General features: G+C 38.8%; 17 protein-coding genes. 15 read left to right on the forward strand and 2 right to left on the reverse strand.

Annotated features, from left to right (window positions below; genetic code table 11):
• The 15 genes from MUW56_RS08540 (at position 1) to MUW56_RS08610 (ending at position 11,688) form a co-directional block, all read left to right on the forward strand.
• A complete protein-coding gene (locus MUW56_RS08540; RefSeq protein WP_292012784.1) occupies positions 1-759 on the forward strand; it encodes an ABC transporter ATP-binding protein in 759 nt (252 codons plus the stop codon).
• A complete protein-coding gene (locus MUW56_RS08545) occupies positions 746-2,014 on the forward strand; it encodes an ABC transporter permease (protein ID WP_292012785.1) in 1,269 nt (422 codons plus the stop codon). Before MUW56_RS08540 ends, MUW56_RS08545 begins: the two co-directional genes overlap by 14 nt.
• Complete coding sequence (locus tag MUW56_RS08550; RefSeq protein WP_292012786.1) at positions 2,004-2,432, forward strand: thioesterase family protein; 429 nt, start codon at positions 2,004-2,006, stop codon at positions 2,430-2,432. Before MUW56_RS08545 ends, MUW56_RS08550 begins: the two co-directional genes overlap by 11 nt.
• On the forward strand, positions 2,429-3,562 hold the full coding sequence (locus tag MUW56_RS08555; RefSeq protein ID WP_292012787.1) for a beta-ketoacyl synthase N-terminal-like domain-containing protein: 1,134 nt from the start codon (positions 2,429-2,431) through the stop codon (positions 3,560-3,562). Before MUW56_RS08550 ends, MUW56_RS08555 begins: the two co-directional genes overlap by 4 nt.
• Before the next feature lie 10 nt (positions 3,563-3,572).
• Positions 3,573-4,112, forward strand: coding sequence for a 3-oxoacyl-ACP synthase (locus tag MUW56_RS08560; RefSeq protein WP_292012788.1), 540 nt, complete (start codon positions 3,573-3,575; stop codon positions 4,110-4,112).
• Between the two features lie 81 nt (positions 4,113-4,193).
• Positions 4,194-4,451 carry a phosphopantetheine-binding protein gene (locus tag MUW56_RS08565; protein WP_292012789.1) on the forward strand — a complete coding sequence of 86 codons (258 nt, stop codon included), beginning with the start codon at positions 4,194-4,196 and terminating at the stop codon, positions 4,449-4,451.
• Between the two features lie 197 nt (positions 4,452-4,648).
• A complete protein-coding gene (locus tag MUW56_RS08570) occupies positions 4,649-5,848 on the forward strand; it encodes a beta-ketoacyl-[acyl-carrier-protein] synthase family protein (protein WP_292012790.1) in 1,200 nt (399 codons plus the stop codon).
• Positions 5,845-6,906: a beta-ketoacyl synthase N-terminal-like domain-containing protein gene (locus MUW56_RS08575; RefSeq protein ID WP_292012791.1), complete on the forward strand. Its 1,062-nt coding sequence runs from the start codon at positions 5,845-5,847 to the stop codon at positions 6,904-6,906. The genes MUW56_RS08570 and MUW56_RS08575 overlap by 4 nt, the downstream gene beginning before the upstream one ends.
• A 161-nt stretch (positions 6,907-7,067) precedes the next feature.
• Positions 7,068-7,808 (forward strand): polysaccharide deacetylase family protein, encoded by a 741-nt coding sequence (locus MUW56_RS08580; RefSeq protein WP_292012792.1) that lies wholly within the window; start codon positions 7,068-7,070, stop codon positions 7,806-7,808.
• 7 nt (positions 7,809-7,815) lie between these two features.
• Positions 7,816-8,442: an outer membrane lipoprotein carrier protein LolA gene (locus MUW56_RS08585; RefSeq protein WP_292012793.1), complete on the forward strand. Its 627-nt coding sequence runs from the start codon at positions 7,816-7,818 to the stop codon at positions 8,440-8,442.
• Positions 8,443-8,572: 130 nt separating this feature from the next.
• Positions 8,573-9,043 carry a hypothetical protein gene (locus MUW56_RS08590; protein ID WP_292012794.1) on the forward strand — a complete coding sequence of 157 codons (471 nt, stop codon included), beginning with the start codon at positions 8,573-8,575 and terminating at the stop codon, positions 9,041-9,043.
• 7 nt (positions 9,044-9,050) lie between these two features.
• A complete protein-coding gene (locus tag MUW56_RS08595; protein WP_292012795.1) occupies positions 9,051-9,653 on the forward strand; it encodes an outer membrane beta-barrel protein in 603 nt (200 codons plus the stop codon).
• 4 nt (positions 9,654-9,657) lie between these two features.
• The gene (locus MUW56_RS08600; RefSeq protein ID WP_292012796.1) at positions 9,658-10,038 is read left to right on the forward strand and encodes a 3-hydroxyacyl-ACP dehydratase; all 381 of its coding nucleotides are present in this window, start codon (positions 9,658-9,660) and stop codon (positions 10,036-10,038) included.
• Positions 10,035-10,511 carry a hypothetical protein gene (locus MUW56_RS08605; protein WP_292012797.1) on the forward strand — a complete coding sequence of 159 codons (477 nt, stop codon included), beginning with the start codon at positions 10,035-10,037 and terminating at the stop codon, positions 10,509-10,511. Before MUW56_RS08600 ends, MUW56_RS08605 begins: the two co-directional genes overlap by 4 nt.
• A 4-nt stretch (positions 10,512-10,515) precedes the next feature.
• Positions 10,516-11,688 (forward strand): DUF2062 domain-containing protein, encoded by a 1,173-nt coding sequence (locus MUW56_RS08610; RefSeq protein WP_292012798.1) that lies wholly within the window; start codon positions 10,516-10,518, stop codon positions 11,686-11,688.
• A gap of 59 nt (positions 11,689-11,747) precedes the next feature.
• On the opposite strand, the gene MUW56_RS08615 is transcribed toward MUW56_RS08610, so the two are convergent.
• Positions 11,748-14,396 carry a T9SS-dependent M36 family metallopeptidase gene (locus tag MUW56_RS08615; protein WP_292012799.1) on the reverse strand — a complete coding sequence of 883 codons (2,649 nt, stop codon included), beginning with the start codon at positions 14,394-14,396 and terminating at the stop codon, positions 11,748-11,750.
• Positions 14,397-14,631: 235 nt separating this feature from the next.
• Entirely contained in the window at positions 14,632-16,275 is a 1,644-nt protein-coding gene (locus tag MUW56_RS08620; RefSeq protein WP_292015394.1) for a C45 family peptidase, read from the reverse strand.
• Positions 16,276-16,278 lie beyond the last annotated feature (3 nt).

Raw genomic sequence — 16,278 nt, forward strand, 5'->3', positions numbered from 1 at the left:
ATGGCAGAGAATATGATTGAGATCAAAAGTCTATATAAAAAATACAAAAATTCCGATGAATTTTCTGTCAATAATATCACTTTGAATATCGGCAGAAATGAAATTTACGGAATCCTTGGACCTAACGGAGCGGGTAAAACCACTTTGATATCCATGCTTTCAGGATTGATCAAGCCTACTTCAGGGCAATTCACAATCGATGGACTGTCTCCACAAAAAGACGGTTTCAAAATAAGACAGATCATCGGTATTGTTCCTCAGGAGTACGCACTCTATCCCACCCTTACAGCCAGAGAAAACCTAATGTTTTTCGGAAGCCTGTATGGATTACAGCATAAACAGCTTAAAAAAGCAATAGATGAATCCCTGGAAATCATGGGACTTTCAAAATTTGCAGATAAACAGGTAGGCCAGTTTTCAGGAGGGATGAAGCGCCGTTGTAACCTCATCGCCGGAACACTTCATAATCCAAAGGTCCTGTTTCTGGATGAGCCCACCGTGGGGGTAGATGTTCAATCCAAAAAAGTGATCATTGATTTCCTTCAGGAATTGAATAAAAACGGAACCTGCATTATCTATACTTCCCACCATCTTTCTGAAGCTGAGGAATTCTGCACCAAAATTGCCATTATCGACAGGGGAAAAATTCATGCCGTGGGAACTCCCGAAGAACTTGTTTCCCAGATCGCACATGCTGAAAACCTCGAGGATGTTTTCATTTCATTAACCGGAAAAGAATTAAGAGATGTTGTTGTATAAATTGTGGAGAAGCTTTATCAAGGAAATTCTTCTGCTGAAAAGAGATATCGGAGGAATTGTCATTATTTTTGTAATGCCGTTACTTTTAATTGTAACCATTACCCTGATTCAGGATTCTACTTTTAAAAATCTTGAAGGTTCAAAAATTCCCATTATTTTCATTGATAACGATCAATCAGAAGTTTCAAAAAATATAAAAGCTGAGCTGGAAAACAGTAAAACATTCCAGCTGCTGACAAATTTCAATGAAAAATCGGCTCAGAATGCTGTATTTTCCGGAGATTACCAGATGGCCATTGTCATCCCTAAAAATCTGACGAAGGATCTCAATTCCAATATTGATTCAAAAGTTCAGACCATTGTAAGCTCATTCGGACTGGAAAGTGATTCTTCAGCAGCTAAAAAACCGGTTTCAAAGGCCAAAGAGATTCACTTATATTTTGACCCTGCTACCAATGCCGGATTCAAAAACTCTGTCATGAACTCTGTCAATAAAATGGTGTTTGAAATCGAAAATAAAAAAATTTACAAAGCATTCCAGGAACAGCTGGGAACAACTGAAAATCTTGACGAAAATAAAAACCTGATCACCTTTAAAGAAATTACCCCTAAAAAAGGAGAAATGGATGTCATGCCGAATTCTGTTCAGCACAACGTTCCTGCATGGACCCTCTTTGCCATTTTCTTCATCGTTGTCCCCCTCTCTATTAATTTGGTAAAAGAAAAAAGCCAGGGTACAAGTGTAAGAGCCAGAATAAGCCCTACGCCCTACTTTATTCATATATTAGGAAAAACATTTACGTATCTTATCATCTGTATGATTCAGTTTTTACTGATGGTAGCCGTAGGAATTTACCTTTTTCCCTATATGGATCTTCCTGCATTTGATGTTTCCGGAAAGATGTTCCAGCTTGTGGCAGTTACCTTGTTTGCAGGATTGGCAGCCATAGGATTTGGAGTACTGCTGGGCACGATTGCCGACACTCAGGAACAGTCTGCGCCTTTCGGGGCTACGTCTGTAGTGGTTCTGGCAGCCATCGGGGGAATCTGGGTTCCTGTATTTCTAATGCCTGAATTCATGCAGACCGTAGCAAAATTTTCTCCTATGAACTGGGGACTGAATGCCTATTATGATATTATTTTAAGAAACAGCGGAATCGGAGGGATTACCAAGGAACTGGTCTTCCTGTTTTTGTTCTACCTTGCAACGGTTGCTGTTTCTATTTTTTACGAAAAAAAACAAAATGCAGTCTAAAGAAAATATAGTAACCTGTACTGAAGAAGTAAGGGTCAGATTCAATGAAACAGATCCTTTGGGAATTGTATGGCATGGCCATTATATTGTTTATTTCGAGGATGGCAGAGAAGCTTTCGGACGTCAGCACGGACTGACCTATCTCGATATTCAGAATGCAGGCTATGTAACCCCCATCGTAAAAAGTACCTGTGAACATTTTCTCCCTTTGAAATATGGGGAAACATTCAGAATTGTCACGACATTTATCAACACGGTCTCTGCCAAACTGATCTACAAATATGAGCTTTTCAACCAGAATGATCAATTGGTATGCAGTGGTGAAACCATCCAGGTTTTTCTGGACAGTGAGGGAAATTTATGCTTGTATAACCCAGCGTTTTTTCAAACCTGGAAAGATAAAATGGGATTATCATGATGAAAGAAGTTTATATCACCGGTTACAATTGTGTGACACCTTTAGGATTTAATGTGGAGACCAACTGGAATTCGCTTTTAGAAGGAAGATCCGGAGTCGCTTTACATCAAATTATAGATCATCAGGATGCTTTTTATGCTTCCATGATCCATTCTCAAAAACTGGATGAAGAATTCAGTATCAACTTTGAGAATCAGCACTTCACAAGGCTGGAAAAGATGTTGCTTCTGAGCCTGAAACCTCTGGTTGAAAAGTATCCCATCACAGAAGATACCGCCTTTATCCTGTCTACCACAAAAGGAAATATAAGCCTGCTAAAAAATCAAACGGTACTGCCCGAAGGGGTTTATCTGTCATCATTAGCAAAGAAAATTGCTGATTTCTTCGGATTTAAAACGCAACCTGTTGTAATCTCTAACGCCTGTGTTTCAGGTGTCATGGCTGTTGCCGTTGCCAAGAATATGATCCAGGCAGGAAAATATAAGGATGTCTTTGTCATTGCCGGGGATGAAATCACTGAATTTGTTATCTCAGGATTCAATTCTTTTCAGGCTATTGGTACGCAACCCTGTAAACCCTATGATAAAAACCGAAACGGAATTAATATCGGAGAAGCTGCAGCTGCAGCCTATATCACCTCATCACCATCTGAAAACGAAAAATTCAGGTTTAAGGTCTTAGGGGACTCTGCGATCAATGATGCCAATCATATTTCAGGGCCTTCGAGAACGGGAGACGGGCTCTATGCCAGCATCAAAAATGCAATGATGGAAGCCGGTGTTTCCGGAGAACAAATTGACTTTATTTCCGCCCACGGAACAGCAACCTTATACAATGACGAAATGGAAGCCATTGCCTTCAACAGAATGGAGCTTCAGCATATTCCCCTCAATAGTATGAAAGGTTTTTACGGACACTGCCTGGGAGCCTCCGGGTTGCTGGAAAGTATCATTTCCATGGAAAGTGCTTTGCACCACACCCTGCTACCCTCTAAAAATTTTGAAGAAATGGGAGTTTCCCAACCTTTGAATATCATTCAGGAGAACCAGGATGCAGCGATAAAATATATTTTGAAAACAGCTTCCGGCTTTGGAGGATGCAATGCTGCAATTGTATTGGAGAAATGTTAAAATGAATAGGATGAAAAAAACCAACACCTGTACCATTGAAAATTCGAAGATAACCGTTGATGGAAACGTTATTTTTGAAAGTGAAAGTCTTATTTTTCCAGAATTTGCAAAAGAAGCCTATAAAAGTTTGGAGTTGAACTATCCCAAGTTCCACAAAATGGACCGTTTAAGCAAACTGGCCTTCCTGTCTGCCGAGATGCTCTTAAAAGATGAAGACCACAGCAAAACCGCCCTGGTTTTCGCCAACAGATCATCAAGTCTGGATACCGATTTTAAATACCAGGAAAGCATCAACTCTCAGGAAAATTATTTCCCAAGCCCCGCTGTATTTGTTTACACTCTTCCCAACATCTGTGTAGGTGAAATCAGCATTAAACACAAAATGCAGACCGAGAATGCCTTTTTTGTTCTGGATGAATTCGACGAAAATTTTTTAAACAATTATGCTGCACAGATCCTCCGGTCCGGAAAAGCAGACAAAGTATTATCCGGCTGGATCGAATTGTATCAGGATAATTACAAAGCTTTTGTATATTTGCTAACCTTGTGAACATATAACAAACAATAGAACAGTGTACCTTATAGCAATCTTAGGATTGGTAAACTGATACATTGGTAAATCAAATAAATTATGGATAACTTAAAAACTGAATTGAAGCACAAAATTATTGAAGTACTTAACCTTGAAGACGTTTCTGTAGAGGAAATCAAAGATACAGATCCATTATTCGGAGGAGGACTCGGGCTTGATTCTATCGATGCATTGGAACTTATCGTTCTTCTCGATAAAGATTACGGAATAAAATTAGCCGACCCTAAAAAAGGAAAGGAAATTTTCCAATCTATTGACACGATGGCTAAATTTATCGAAGACAACAGAACAAAATAAATGATTATTTAAACGCTAAGGAGCTAAATTTTTATATCATTTCGGCAGAAATTTTCGTTTGCAAAGACTTACCTCAGCAGAGTAATTTCATTTTATTCTGTTGCTAAGCAGAGCGCCCTTGCGAATGTAATAAACAGCTACTTATTAAAATTAACCTTTGCATCTTTGCGTTAAAATAAAATTCAATAGAGCGATTAATGAGTCAAAAAATTGCCATAACAGGAATGGGCATCATTTCCTCCATCGGAAACAATGTGGAGGAAAATTTTATTTCCCTGCAATCCGGAAAACACGGAATTTCAGATATCCAGATGTTTGAAACCCGCCATGCCGGAGCCATTAAAACAGGTGAGGTAAAACTATCCAACGGGGAACTTGTTCAGAAGCTTCAGCTCAATGAAGACAATAATGTGACAAGAACTTCCTTATTAGGGATGGTTGCCGCAAAAGAAGCTGTAGAGAGTTCCGGAATTTCAGAGATCAACGGATACAGAACCGGGCTCATTTCTTCTACCAGTGTAGGAGGAATGGATATCACTGAAAAATATTTCTACTCCTATGAAGACTTTCCTGAAAAGCAAAAATATATTGATGCCCATGATGCCGGGAGTTCCTCATTGGCTATTGCAGACTATCTGGGATTAAAGGGCATGGTATCAACCATCAGTACCGCCTGCTCATCAGCGGCCAATGCCATTATGATGGGCGCAAAACTGATTAAAAACGGAGTTTTAGACCGTGTCATCGTTGGAGGTACAGATTCTCTTTCCAGGTTTACGCTGAACGGATTCAATACCCTGATGATCCTTACGGATTCTTATAATACGCCTTTTGACCATGACCGCAAAGGGTTAAACTTAGGAGAAGCGGCGGCTTTTTTAGTTCTTGAATCTGAGGAAATGGTTAAAAAGGAAAACAAGCAGGTCCTTGCCTACCTTTCGGGTTACGGAAATGCGAATGATGCCCATCATCAGACGGCCTCTTCAGAAAACGGACAGGGAGCATTCCTGGCAATGCAGCAGGCATTGAAAATTTCAGGATTGGCCAAAGAAGATATCGGCTACATCAACGTTCACGGAACAGCGACCCCGAATAATGATTTATCAGAAGGAATTGCCATGATCAGAATCTTTGGTGAAAACCAGGTTCCTGAATTCAGTTCTACTAAAGCATTTACAGGCCACACATTGGCTGCCGCCGCCGGAATTGAAGCCGTATTTTCAATTTTAGCCCTGCAGCACGGCCTTATTTTTCCGAACCTGAATTTTAAAACAAAAATGGAAGAATTTGATTTAATGCCAGTTATCGAACTGAAAGAAAAGGATATCAGCCATGTTCTTTCTAACTCATTCGGATTTGGAGGGAATTGTTCCACTTTAATATTTTCAAAATCATGAGTACGGTATACCTTAACAGTGCATCCTGTATCTCGGCTCAGGACACTTTAAACGATAATTTCTTTCAGAATCTCCATGCTAAAAATTCAGTGCAGATTTTAAAAGCCGTAGAACCTAATTACAAAGAATTCATTCCGCCAGCGATGATCAGGCGAATGTCTAAAACGGTAAAAATGAGTTCTGTGGCGTCCCATTATGCATTACAGGAAGCAGAAATCACACAGCCGGATGCCATTATTGTAGGAACCGGAATGGGCTGCTCACAGGATTCTGAAAAGTTCCTGAAAAATGTAATCGACAATCAAGAAGAGTTTTTAACCCCCACCTACTTTATCCAATCTACCCACAATACCGTGGCAGGACAAATTGCCCTGGGACTGCAGTGCCATGCTTATAATTTCACGTATGTAAATACGTCTTCCTCTCTTGAGTTTTCATTATTGGATGCTCAACTCCAGATCAATGATGGGGAAGCAGAAAATATTCTGGTCGGATCTACTGATGAACAGACCAACAGAACCATGGAGCTCTACCGCTTAAACAGCACGATAAAAAAAGAAACAGATCTTCCCGCCGACTATTTACATTCCGCTACAAACGGAGTGATCTGGGGAGAGGGAGCCAGCTTCTTCGTGGTAGGAAAAGATAAAACGGACAACTCTTATGCGCAGCTCAAGGATATCCGGATCATCAACACCTTGGAAGTGCATGAAACTCATAATTTCATTCACGATTTTTTAACGAAAAACAATCTGTCAGTTCATGATATTGATGCCGTGATATTAGGGTTCAGCGGAGATGCCGGATCAGACAGGTATTATACCCAGGCCATGGATCTGTTTCCAGATTCAGCATTGTTGTACTACAAACATCTGAGTGGAGAATTCAATACCGCCAGTGGGTTTTCAACTTTTATGGCATGTCATATCCTTAAAGACCAGCATATCCCGGATGTTATGATGATCAACCATAAGAAAAAAGAAGAAGTGAAGAATATACTTCTGTACAATCATCTGGCAGGGAGCGACCATAGTTTGATAATATTGGGGAAGGCTTAACTGGTAAAAAGGCGAATTTGCAAACTTGCTTACCAATAATGCACGGTCTGTTTGTCATTTGGATCGAAACAAGGTGTGAATATCAAAATGGCTGACAGATCAAAAATCAGGAGTAGTGTATGAAAAACACCAAAGGAAAATAAACTATAAAACAGTAAACGATGAAACACTATTTATTCATCCTGTTCTACCTTTTCTGTAACGCTTTTGTCTACGCGTTTCAAGGGAGTTTCTGGGTGTATCTCTTTTGTTTTCTGGCATTTTCTGCCGTAATCGTCTGGGGCTCTTTTGATATTGAACTGGGATATTTCGTCAGCAGTATAACCCATAAACGAACAAAGATCAGGGAAGTCGCCCTGACTTTTGATGATGGCCCTACTGAATTTACACCAAGGTTTTTAGACCTGTTAAAAGAACATCAGGTAAAGGCCACCTTTTTCTGCATTGGAAAACAGATTGAAAAATACCCGGAAATATTTCAGAGAATCATAGCAGAGGGCCACACGATTGGAAATCACACGCTTTCCCATTCCAATTCCACTGGCTTTTTACCCACTTCTACAATGATTGAAGAGATTAAAAGATGCGACGAAGTCATACACCATACCGGAAAGATAAAGACAGAACTCTACAGGCCCCCTTTTGGCGTTACAAATCCCAATATTGCGAAAGCCATACAAAAAACGCATAAAAAAAGTATCGGATGGAATGTACGTTCCTTAGATACGGTTATTGGTGATGAAAACAAAATTTACAGAAGAATAACTAAAGGGGTAAAGAAAGGGAGTATCATTCTTCTTCATGATACTTCGGAAAAGACATACCAGGTTCTGGTAAATTTATTAGTATTTTTGGAAGATAAAAACTATACAACTTTCACCATTGATTCAATTACAAATTAAAAGAAAAATGATTAAAAATATTGCTTTTGGAGCATTTTTATTAGCATCCAGCCTCTTTTTTGCTCAAAACACAGCGATGTCAGGAGCAGAGGCAAAAGCATTCGTCTCAAAAGTCTCTTCTGAAACGAAAGAGATCAAAACACTGCAGAGTGACTTCACCCAAACCAAAAAAATGGATTTTCTGGATAAGAATATCGTTACCTACGGAAAAATGTCACTGCAAACGCCTAATATGCTAAGCTGGAAATATACCAAACCTTACCAGTATAGTATTGTCTTTAAAAACAATAAGATTTTCATCAATGATCAGGGGAAAAAGTCTTCTGTAGATGCCAAGAGCAAAACATTTGAAAAAATCAATAAGCTTATTGTGGGAAGTTCAAACGGGACCATGTTTAACGATCCTGAGTTTAGTGTCGCCTACTTCAAAAACGGGAATTATAATATTGCTAAATTCATTCCTAAAACGGCTCAGTTACTGAAATACATCAAACAGATTGAACTGTATTTCCCTAAGAATCAGCCTACAGTAGCACAGGTTAATATGACAGAGGCATCGGGAGATACCACCAATATTGTTTTTAAAAACACCAAGATCAATGCTTCGATTCCGGCATCAGAGTTTAGTTTATAGCCTGATTTTCATACTGGTTATATCATGTAAATCTTACCGGATTACCGGGGTAAAACCCGTTTCTGATTCAAAGAAACTGGTAGAAAACCTATACTTTTCTTCCCCTGAGGATTATGTGTATAAATGCCAGATGGACATTTATAAAAATCATGTCAGCGGTATTCTGATTATCAAAAAACTGAATGAAACGACACACCGTGTCGCATTAACCTCTGATTTTGGGAATAAACTGATTGATTTTGAAATCTCTGATCATGATTTTAAGCTGAATTATGTCCTTCCTGATCTGGACAAAAAGATTGTCATCAATTTTTTAAAGAATGATTTTCAGCACCTTTTAAAAAGACAGTATCCGGTAAGTGAAAGTTTCGAGGATGAACATACCAGAATATACCTTTCAAAAATAGACCAGAAAGCTTATTATTTATTCTTCAACAAAGAAAACAATTTACTGAAACAGATCATTTATACGAAAAATAACAGGGAAAAAATCGATTTTACTTTTGAGGCAAAAAAGCATATCTTCGCGGACAGCTTAAGCCTTCAGCACAGGGATTTTAAGATTAAAATAAAACTATTTCAAATAACTGAGAACGAATAATTTCAACATGAAAAAAATATATTTCTTACTTATCGGACTTCTCTCCGGATTGTCTTCTGCACAGGTAACTTTCAACCCGGGAATAAGAGCAGGGGCCAATATTTCTCATCTTTCCAATGGTCCTACTACCAGCTATTGGCATTATAACGATAATCAAGGTTATTATCAGTACGGAGCAGATCAGTTTGACATAAAATCAAAAGTTGATTTTTATATAGGTTTTCAGGCGAATATACGATTTGCTACATTCTATGCCCTTCAACCGGAACTTTATTATACCCGTCAGGGAGCAAAGTTTGAAAGCCAGAATCCAGCCGTAGAGTCAAAAACCGTAACTCTCTCTTACGTAGGCGGAGCAGTTGTCAATAAATTTTATTTTGATCAATTTAATATTCATTTCGGGCCCACTTTAGAATTCCTTACAGATAATAAAAATATTCCGTCCCCTACTGCTGTGGATCTGGGTATATTATTAGGTGCCGGATATGATATTACGAAAAATATCGGGGTAGAAGCCCGAATCAAAAAGGGTTTTGTACATGTGTATAACGACCACACCAATGTAACCTTCCAGGCCGGAGTTTATTATACGTTTAATCTTAAAAAATAAGGTCATGCAAAGTATTCTTACAGACTTTTATACTTTAGAATCACACGAAAAGATGGAAAACGGAAGCATTATTGCTCACATCCATCTCAATAAAGATCATGATATTTTCAAAGGACATTTTCCAGGCAACCCTGTGACACCGGGAGTTTGTATGATGCAGATCGTGAAAGAACTGACAGAAAAATTTACGGGTTCAAGGTTATTCTTGAAAACAGCATCCAACGTGAAATTCATGGCGATCATCAATCCTTTTGAGACACCGGATTTGAAACTTCAGCTGGATATTGACGAAAACGGAGAAGATGTTAAAGTAAAAAATACAACGGTTTTTGGCGAGACTATTGCATTAAAAATGACTGTAAGCTATAAAACATTGACGTCATGAAACTTATCTTATCATTCTTAGCCGCATTTATGTTTTTCTTTCAGTCGGATCTTGAAACTTTGAGAAACAGCTATGCCAAAGCCAGCGATTCCAACACCAATACTCAAAGCTTTATTGAGGCCGCAGCCAAACAACCCGGTTCCGATCCCGTCACGTTGGGATACAAAGCAGCCGCCAAAATTATGGAAGCTAAAATTTCCAAAGGAAACAGAAAATCACTGGTCAAAACCGGAGCAACGAGCCTTGAGGGTATTATCAAAAGTAATCCGAATAATGCAGAACTCCGCCTGATCAGATTAAGTGTTCAGGAAAACATTCCGAAAATAGTAGGATACCGGGGAAGTCTTAAAGACGATAAATCTTTCATCCTCAATAATTACAGCAAACAAAATACAGCATTAAAAAGTTATATCAAAAGGTTTGCTATGCAGTCTAAAACCATTACCGAGGCAGAAAGAGCCACTTTAAAATAAAACAATGTCCCCTGCTGAAGTACAAAATGCAATTTCCGAAAAGAGGATCTGCGTTATAATCCCTACCTATAATAATGAAAAGACTCTGAAAAGGGTAATTGACGGTGTTTTAAACTACACGGAAAGCATTATTATTATCAATGACGGTTCTACGGATTCAACGCCTCATATTCTTGCGGAATATCATCCTATCACGGTAGTAAGTCTGCCCGAGAATAAAGGAAAGGGAAACGGGCTTAAAACCGGATTCAGGAAGGCAAAGGAATTAGGCTATAATTATGCGATAACGATTGATTCCGATGGACAGCACTATCCGGATGACCTCCCGGTATTTGTGGACGCTCTTCTTCAGGAAAAGGAAGATGTTCTTCTGATCGGAAACAGAAATATGTCTCAGGATGGTATTCCTAAAAAAAGCAGCTTTGGAAACCGATTTTCCAATTTCTGGTTCTGGTTTGAGACCGGAATAAAACTGGAGGATACCCAATCCGGCTACAGGCTTTATCCTCTTCATAAAATTCCAAAGAAATACTTTACCCCTAAATTTGAATTTGAAATTGAGATTATTGTAAGAACAGCATGGAGGCATGTTCCGGTAAAAAATGTTCCGATAAAGGTTTTATATGATCCGGCAGAACGGGTTTCCCACTTCAGGCCGTTCAAAGATTTTACGAGGATCAGCATCCTTAATACCATCCTGGTAGCGATTACCCTGGTGTATATTATTCCGAGAAACTTTGTGAATAATTTCAAAAAAAAAAGCTTTAAAAGATTCATCAAGGAAGATGTCTTAGAAAGCGACGGTAGCAATCGTATAAAGGCTTTTTCCATTGCGCTTGGGGTTTTCATCGGGCTCTCCCCCTTTTGGGGATTTCAGACCCTTCTTGTGATCAGCTTATCCATTCTTTTCAAATTGAATAAAGTCCTTGCATTTGTAGCGTCCAATGTGAGCCTTCCCCCTTTTATTCCTTTCATCATTGCGGCATCATTATTCCTGGGAGCCCCATTTGTACAGGGTGACAGTACTATTTTGGGCCAGGATTTAAACTTTGAACTGATCAAGAATAATTTACTGCAATACGTGATCGGAAGTTTAATATTAAGCACTACCTTATCATTTATTTCCGGAGTCGCCACTTTTCTTTTTCTGAACAAGCTGAATCCTGAAAATAACTGAATTATAAAAAAAAAGTCCCGAAAAATATTCCGGGACTTTATAGTGTATTATTTAATGTATTATTTTGAAACAATAATCTTTTGGGAATAATCAATCACGCTGTTGCTGATCTTAACGATATATACACCGTTGATCAGTTTGTCAACATTTACTGTATTTTGCTTATTCAGATTGATTCTGTCTGTAGACATCAGCTTACCTGTAAAGTCATAGATTGACACGGTAGTGATCCCTGAAAGGTCCATTCCTGTAGGCGTTTTGATTGTAAACTGGTTCTTTACAGGGTTTGGATAGATGGAAATTCCTTTAGAGCTTGCCGCTTCTTTTACGGCCAATGTGTTACATTCAGCAGGAACAGTGAAATCTTCAACCTGGTCACTCATCTCCGGTAAAGGCTGGTTAGCACCAATAGCTAAGCCGTTAAGGGCCCCGGCGGCGGCATTTACCCCTAACCCTCTTCTCGCAAATACATTCCAGATCATACATTTGTTTTCTCCGTTTGTAGTGGCCATCTCTGCTGCAAGAATCGCATCCCTTCCCTGTGCAAAAGTAGGATTACACTGCTGTAATTTAAGAGCATCCATTACCAGCTGAAGAACCCTAGCGCTTCCACTGGCAGGATCAGCTAAAACATTACTGCTGTATCCGTACTTTTCTACATATTTCCAGTTAAGATCCCAAAGCATTGAAGCCCATATAAATCCGATACTGTGAACATCAGGAACGGTAATCGCGATTCCGGAGATACTCGTACTGATCTTCATTCCGTTGGTTCTACCGTATGTATAGCTGTTGATCGCAAAATCAGGTGAATATTTTGCAGGTCTTATTCCTTCTCCGGTAGTGGTTTCCCCGGAAGCAAAAGTTCCTATTCCTCTCGCTAAAGAAGCATTGTCTCCCGGCTTTGTAGTCATCATTAAAGCAAAGAAATCAGACCATCCTTCTCCCATTTGCTCGTTGGAAGTGAAATACGATAAACAAGAGCTTCCTGTCCCTGTAAGACGGTTAGAAATTCCATGTCCGTATTCATGGCTGATAATACCATTATCCAAACTTCCATCTTTATATACTTCGCTCGATTTTAGTGTGGCATTTCCTACAATACCGTTAGTCAGATCATTGACTAAAAATAACCCTTCTGTTTTACCCACCATAATTGTAGGAATGGTAATCGTATTATCCGTTCCTCCAAGACCTGCAGGCTGATCACTGCTTGGGTGGTATTGAATAACTCCTACAGCTCCTGCATTCTGAAGATTCTTTGTTTTAACCGAAAAATTACATCCTGCAGCTGATACCACCGCAATTTTTCCTGTGAGGCTTCCCGCAGTTACTGCTGTACAGGCATCAGCCGGTGTGGAAAGGGCTAAATCTCCTGTTACCGGTGCAATATTGAGCAGCTGCGGCCCAAAGTTGGCGGTTGTCGTTGCAGGAGTCCTGGTAGTATAGTTGGTAGGTGAATTATAGAAAAGGTATCTGACTCCGTTCGGAACGAAAAGATACATTTGCATTCTTCCGCTGGTTCCGTCCGCTCCCGGATTGAAGTTGGCATTATTCAAACCTCCGCCGTCTCTTGCTTCAGCCAAGACAGGATCATTACCCGTTCCTCCTTTTCCAAAATTGTTCGTTTGATAATTTCTTGCTGACTCTGTAAATCCGAATTTATAAAATACATCATGCATTTTATTGGTGACATAAAATAAATTGGTCACTGCTGCAGAAGTGTAGGTCTGTTGATTTAAAGTTACATCCAATGGAAAATTGAAAGCTCTCGCAGCTCCTCCGTCAGGAGAAAACTGTGCAACATTTGTGCTGTTTTCATCGGTATAGGCAAACGCATTGTTTCCTCTTGTGATGGTATAGGAATTCGTTCCGTCAGAATGCCATCCTTCAGGAGAAGCCGTCAGATCCCAAGGATTGGTAAGCAGCGTTCTGCTTCCAAATGTAGGAGCTTCTACCGGGAACGCAAATACATTATAAGATGCATTATCCGGCGCTAATAAAAAGTTAGCCCCTTTTTGCTGAGCTGAAGCCTGTACCGTATGGGAAAATAAGGAAGAATAAATATCCAGATCAGACTGAGGCAAAGCTAAAGGCAGCTGCTCATGTTTGTCTGAATGAAAGTCGCACGAAAGTGTCGTATTTTCCTGATATAAAACAGAACCATCATCTGTACTTACGATAAGATTCCATACATTGCTGGTATTCTTCTCTTCAATATAGAACTGATACCCCAAAGTTAACGCTCCGTCTTTTGCAAAATAGACAACATTTGTTTTTACCGGCTCCTCTTTACCCTCACTGTTTTTAACGGTAGGCAGCCCATTAAACTTTTTGGTGGCATTGGCCACAAAGCTGTTTTTCATAGAGCTTTCACTTCCCTTAATACCGGCAGGAATTGCCGTAACAAAAGTATTTGCAAAGCTTAATACTTTTCCTTCTCTTATCAGAACATTCGCTGAACTCCCAAATACAGGAATTCCATTAATGGTTTGCTGTATCCCTACAACATCGCCTTTCAAACTTGCTGAGGGATCTACATTGATTACTTTAAATGTTTTCAGCTGAGCATCTGTTCTTTGCGGTAATCCTTTTTCTGAATTAATATAATCTTTTATTACCTGTTCATACTTTTGAGCAGAGATCGCTCCAAAGCTAAAAAAAGAACAAAGCAGTAAAACCTTAACACTAAGTCGAATTTTTTTCATGCGTATTACTTTTAAGAAATATTAATATAATTATTTTAACAGTTAGTAGTATTATTCACTAATTTGTTACATAATTATCATATTAAAAGTAAAAATAATTATACCGTTTTAATAAAAGGGTTATTTTTAAACACACAAGTTAAAATTTCATTCAAAATAATATTATCAAAATCCTAAAAAATATCACATTAAGCAATCTCTTTGCACTCTATTTTTCCGTAATTGTTATTTTATATTAATTGTTGATTTTTTTATAGGTTCTCTTAAGGTATTTTTCAACATTTTTTTGGTCCGGAACTGTAGTAATTTCCTTCGTTAACGCCTTTTCAAACTGAAACTTCGCTTTCGAAAATTCTTTTCTGGAAAAATAATACTTCCCCACCGTATAATATCCTTTCCAAAAATCAGGATTTAAAGAAAGATAATACGTAAGAAAATCATCGGTAAGAGCTTCATGATGATGAATAGCATCACTTATTTTTATATTGATCTGTCTGTATTCCTCATAGTCCTTAAACTCCCGGGAATTCATAAAAGGGTCTTTGGCAATATTCAGTTTTGATGTAGAAAAACCATTCCTTTGCAGGCCTTGTTCTGAAAATATTTCATTCAAATCATAGCACACAAATTCACCCAGCTGATAAGGATTGGCAGAAACCCATACCCGTCTTTTCTGAGGTGAAAATATAACCGCATGATGGGCCAGAAGCTGATTTAATGCTTTTTCATTTCCATAGCCGATCTTTTTACCCTTCAATCCGGATCTGTCCCTTAAAATGGAAGCCATTTTTTCAGGATTTAATTTCTCATTTTCCTGTAAAAGTTCCTGAAGCTTTTCATAACGGTATTCCGAATGGCTTTCTTCAATATGTTTTTGATTTCTTACATCATCTTTATAAGCATCAGACTGAAAGTGATTGGTACAGATCACCTTACTTGTATTCTGCACTCTGTATACGCCAAAGTTTTTAGGAGATACCTCGATAAGCACTGCATTTTTATCCTGTGCACTTCCTACCAGGATAGATTCTGATACAAAAACTTCTCTCTTTTTAACAATGGCAACCGCCTCATCAATGTTCTTTGCATACTGTAAAATCTCTCTGGTCACAAGAGAAATAGGCGTTTTCGCCGTCATAGGGATTTTTGATTTTCCAGCATTGATCGTTACTGTAATGCCTTCTTTATTCATTCCGGAAACGACTCCGATCATTCCAGGCCAACTTACCGACATATAGGGAATCCCCGTTTCCGGTTCTACAAATTCCACGAGCTTATTTTTGGCAAAATCATCTCCTACATAAAAGTCAAAATTCCTTCCGATCAACAGGTCACCGTCTTCTGTATTTTCATTCCAGACCGCTAAAGATGAGCAGCCTACCATGGCCAGATCCTGTAGGGCATGGCCTATATCATGGGCTCCGTGCAGGTAAAGATTTCTTAAATATTTCGGCGCAATAAAATCATACCGGTCTGATGAATACTGTGATAATCCGTATAGCTCCGCCTGATAGTCTTCTCTGACATTCAGATACATTTTTCTGTTATACCATTTTAAAAAGCCTCTCAGCAGCCTCTGCTTGAATTTGGACGGAACAAAGCCTTCTACCTTTGAAAAGAAAATTTTCTCCTGCTGCTGCATGAGGTTTTGAGTCAATGCTCCATTATTATATCCCAGTTGCAGAGGATTTCCTTTGATATAAAGCTCCCAGATCTGCTGTTTATTTTTGGTGAGAAAGTTGTGATTATAGCTGAAAGTAGTATCATTGATTCTATTCACTTTCGGGATCTCCAGTGAATAGGATTTTACATCGGGAAGATGATGAACAGATTTTGAGATCCCACACGAAATAAAAATGAAGGAAAAAAGATAAAAAATAAA

The sequence above is a fragment of the Chryseobacterium sp. genome (assembly GCF_022869225.1).
Taxonomy (GTDB): Bacteria; Bacteroidota; Bacteroidia; order Flavobacteriales; family Weeksellaceae; genus Chryseobacterium.

Bases quoted from the DNA above. Each gene is read 5' to 3' on its own strand.
- MUW56_RS08540 (WP_292012784.1), top strand. From the start codon at position 1: ATGGCAGAGAATATGATTGAGATCAAAAGTCTATATAAAAAATACAAA.
- MUW56_RS08545 (WP_292012785.1), top strand. From the start codon at position 746: ATGTTGTTGTATAAATTGTGGAGAAGCTTTATCAAGGAAATTCTTCTG.
- MUW56_RS08550 (WP_292012786.1), top strand. From the start codon at position 2,004: ATGCAGTCTAAAGAAAATATAGTAACCTGTACTGAAGAAGTAAGGGTC.
- MUW56_RS08555 (WP_292012787.1), top strand. From the start codon at position 2,429: ATGATGAAAGAAGTTTATATCACCGGTTACAATTGTGTGACACCTTTA.
- MUW56_RS08560 (WP_292012788.1), top strand. From the start codon at position 3,573: ATGAAAAAAACCAACACCTGTACCATTGAAAATTCGAAGATAACCGTT.
- MUW56_RS08565 (WP_292012789.1), top strand. From the start codon at position 4,194: ATGGATAACTTAAAAACTGAATTGAAGCACAAAATTATTGAAGTACTT.
- MUW56_RS08570 (WP_292012790.1), top strand. From the start codon at position 4,649: ATGAGTCAAAAAATTGCCATAACAGGAATGGGCATCATTTCCTCCATC.
- MUW56_RS08575 (WP_292012791.1), top strand. From the start codon at position 5,845: ATGAGTACGGTATACCTTAACAGTGCATCCTGTATCTCGGCTCAGGAC.
- MUW56_RS08580 (WP_292012792.1), top strand. From the start codon at position 7,068: ATGAAACACTATTTATTCATCCTGTTCTACCTTTTCTGTAACGCTTTT.
- MUW56_RS08585 (WP_292012793.1), top strand. From the start codon at position 7,816: ATGATTAAAAATATTGCTTTTGGAGCATTTTTATTAGCATCCAGCCTC.
- MUW56_RS08590 (WP_292012794.1), top strand. From the start codon at position 8,573: ATGGACATTTATAAAAATCATGTCAGCGGTATTCTGATTATCAAAAAA.
- MUW56_RS08595 (WP_292012795.1), top strand. From the start codon at position 9,051: ATGAAAAAAATATATTTCTTACTTATCGGACTTCTCTCCGGATTGTCT.
- MUW56_RS08600 (WP_292012796.1), top strand. From the start codon at position 9,658: ATGCAAAGTATTCTTACAGACTTTTATACTTTAGAATCACACGAAAAG.
- MUW56_RS08605 (WP_292012797.1), top strand. From the start codon at position 10,035: ATGAAACTTATCTTATCATTCTTAGCCGCATTTATGTTTTTCTTTCAG.
- MUW56_RS08610 (WP_292012798.1), top strand. From the start codon at position 10,516: ATGTCCCCTGCTGAAGTACAAAATGCAATTTCCGAAAAGAGGATCTGC.
- MUW56_RS08615 (WP_292012799.1), bottom strand. From the start codon at position 14,396: ATGAAAAAAATTCGACTTAGTGTTAAGGTTTTACTGCTTTGTTCTTTT.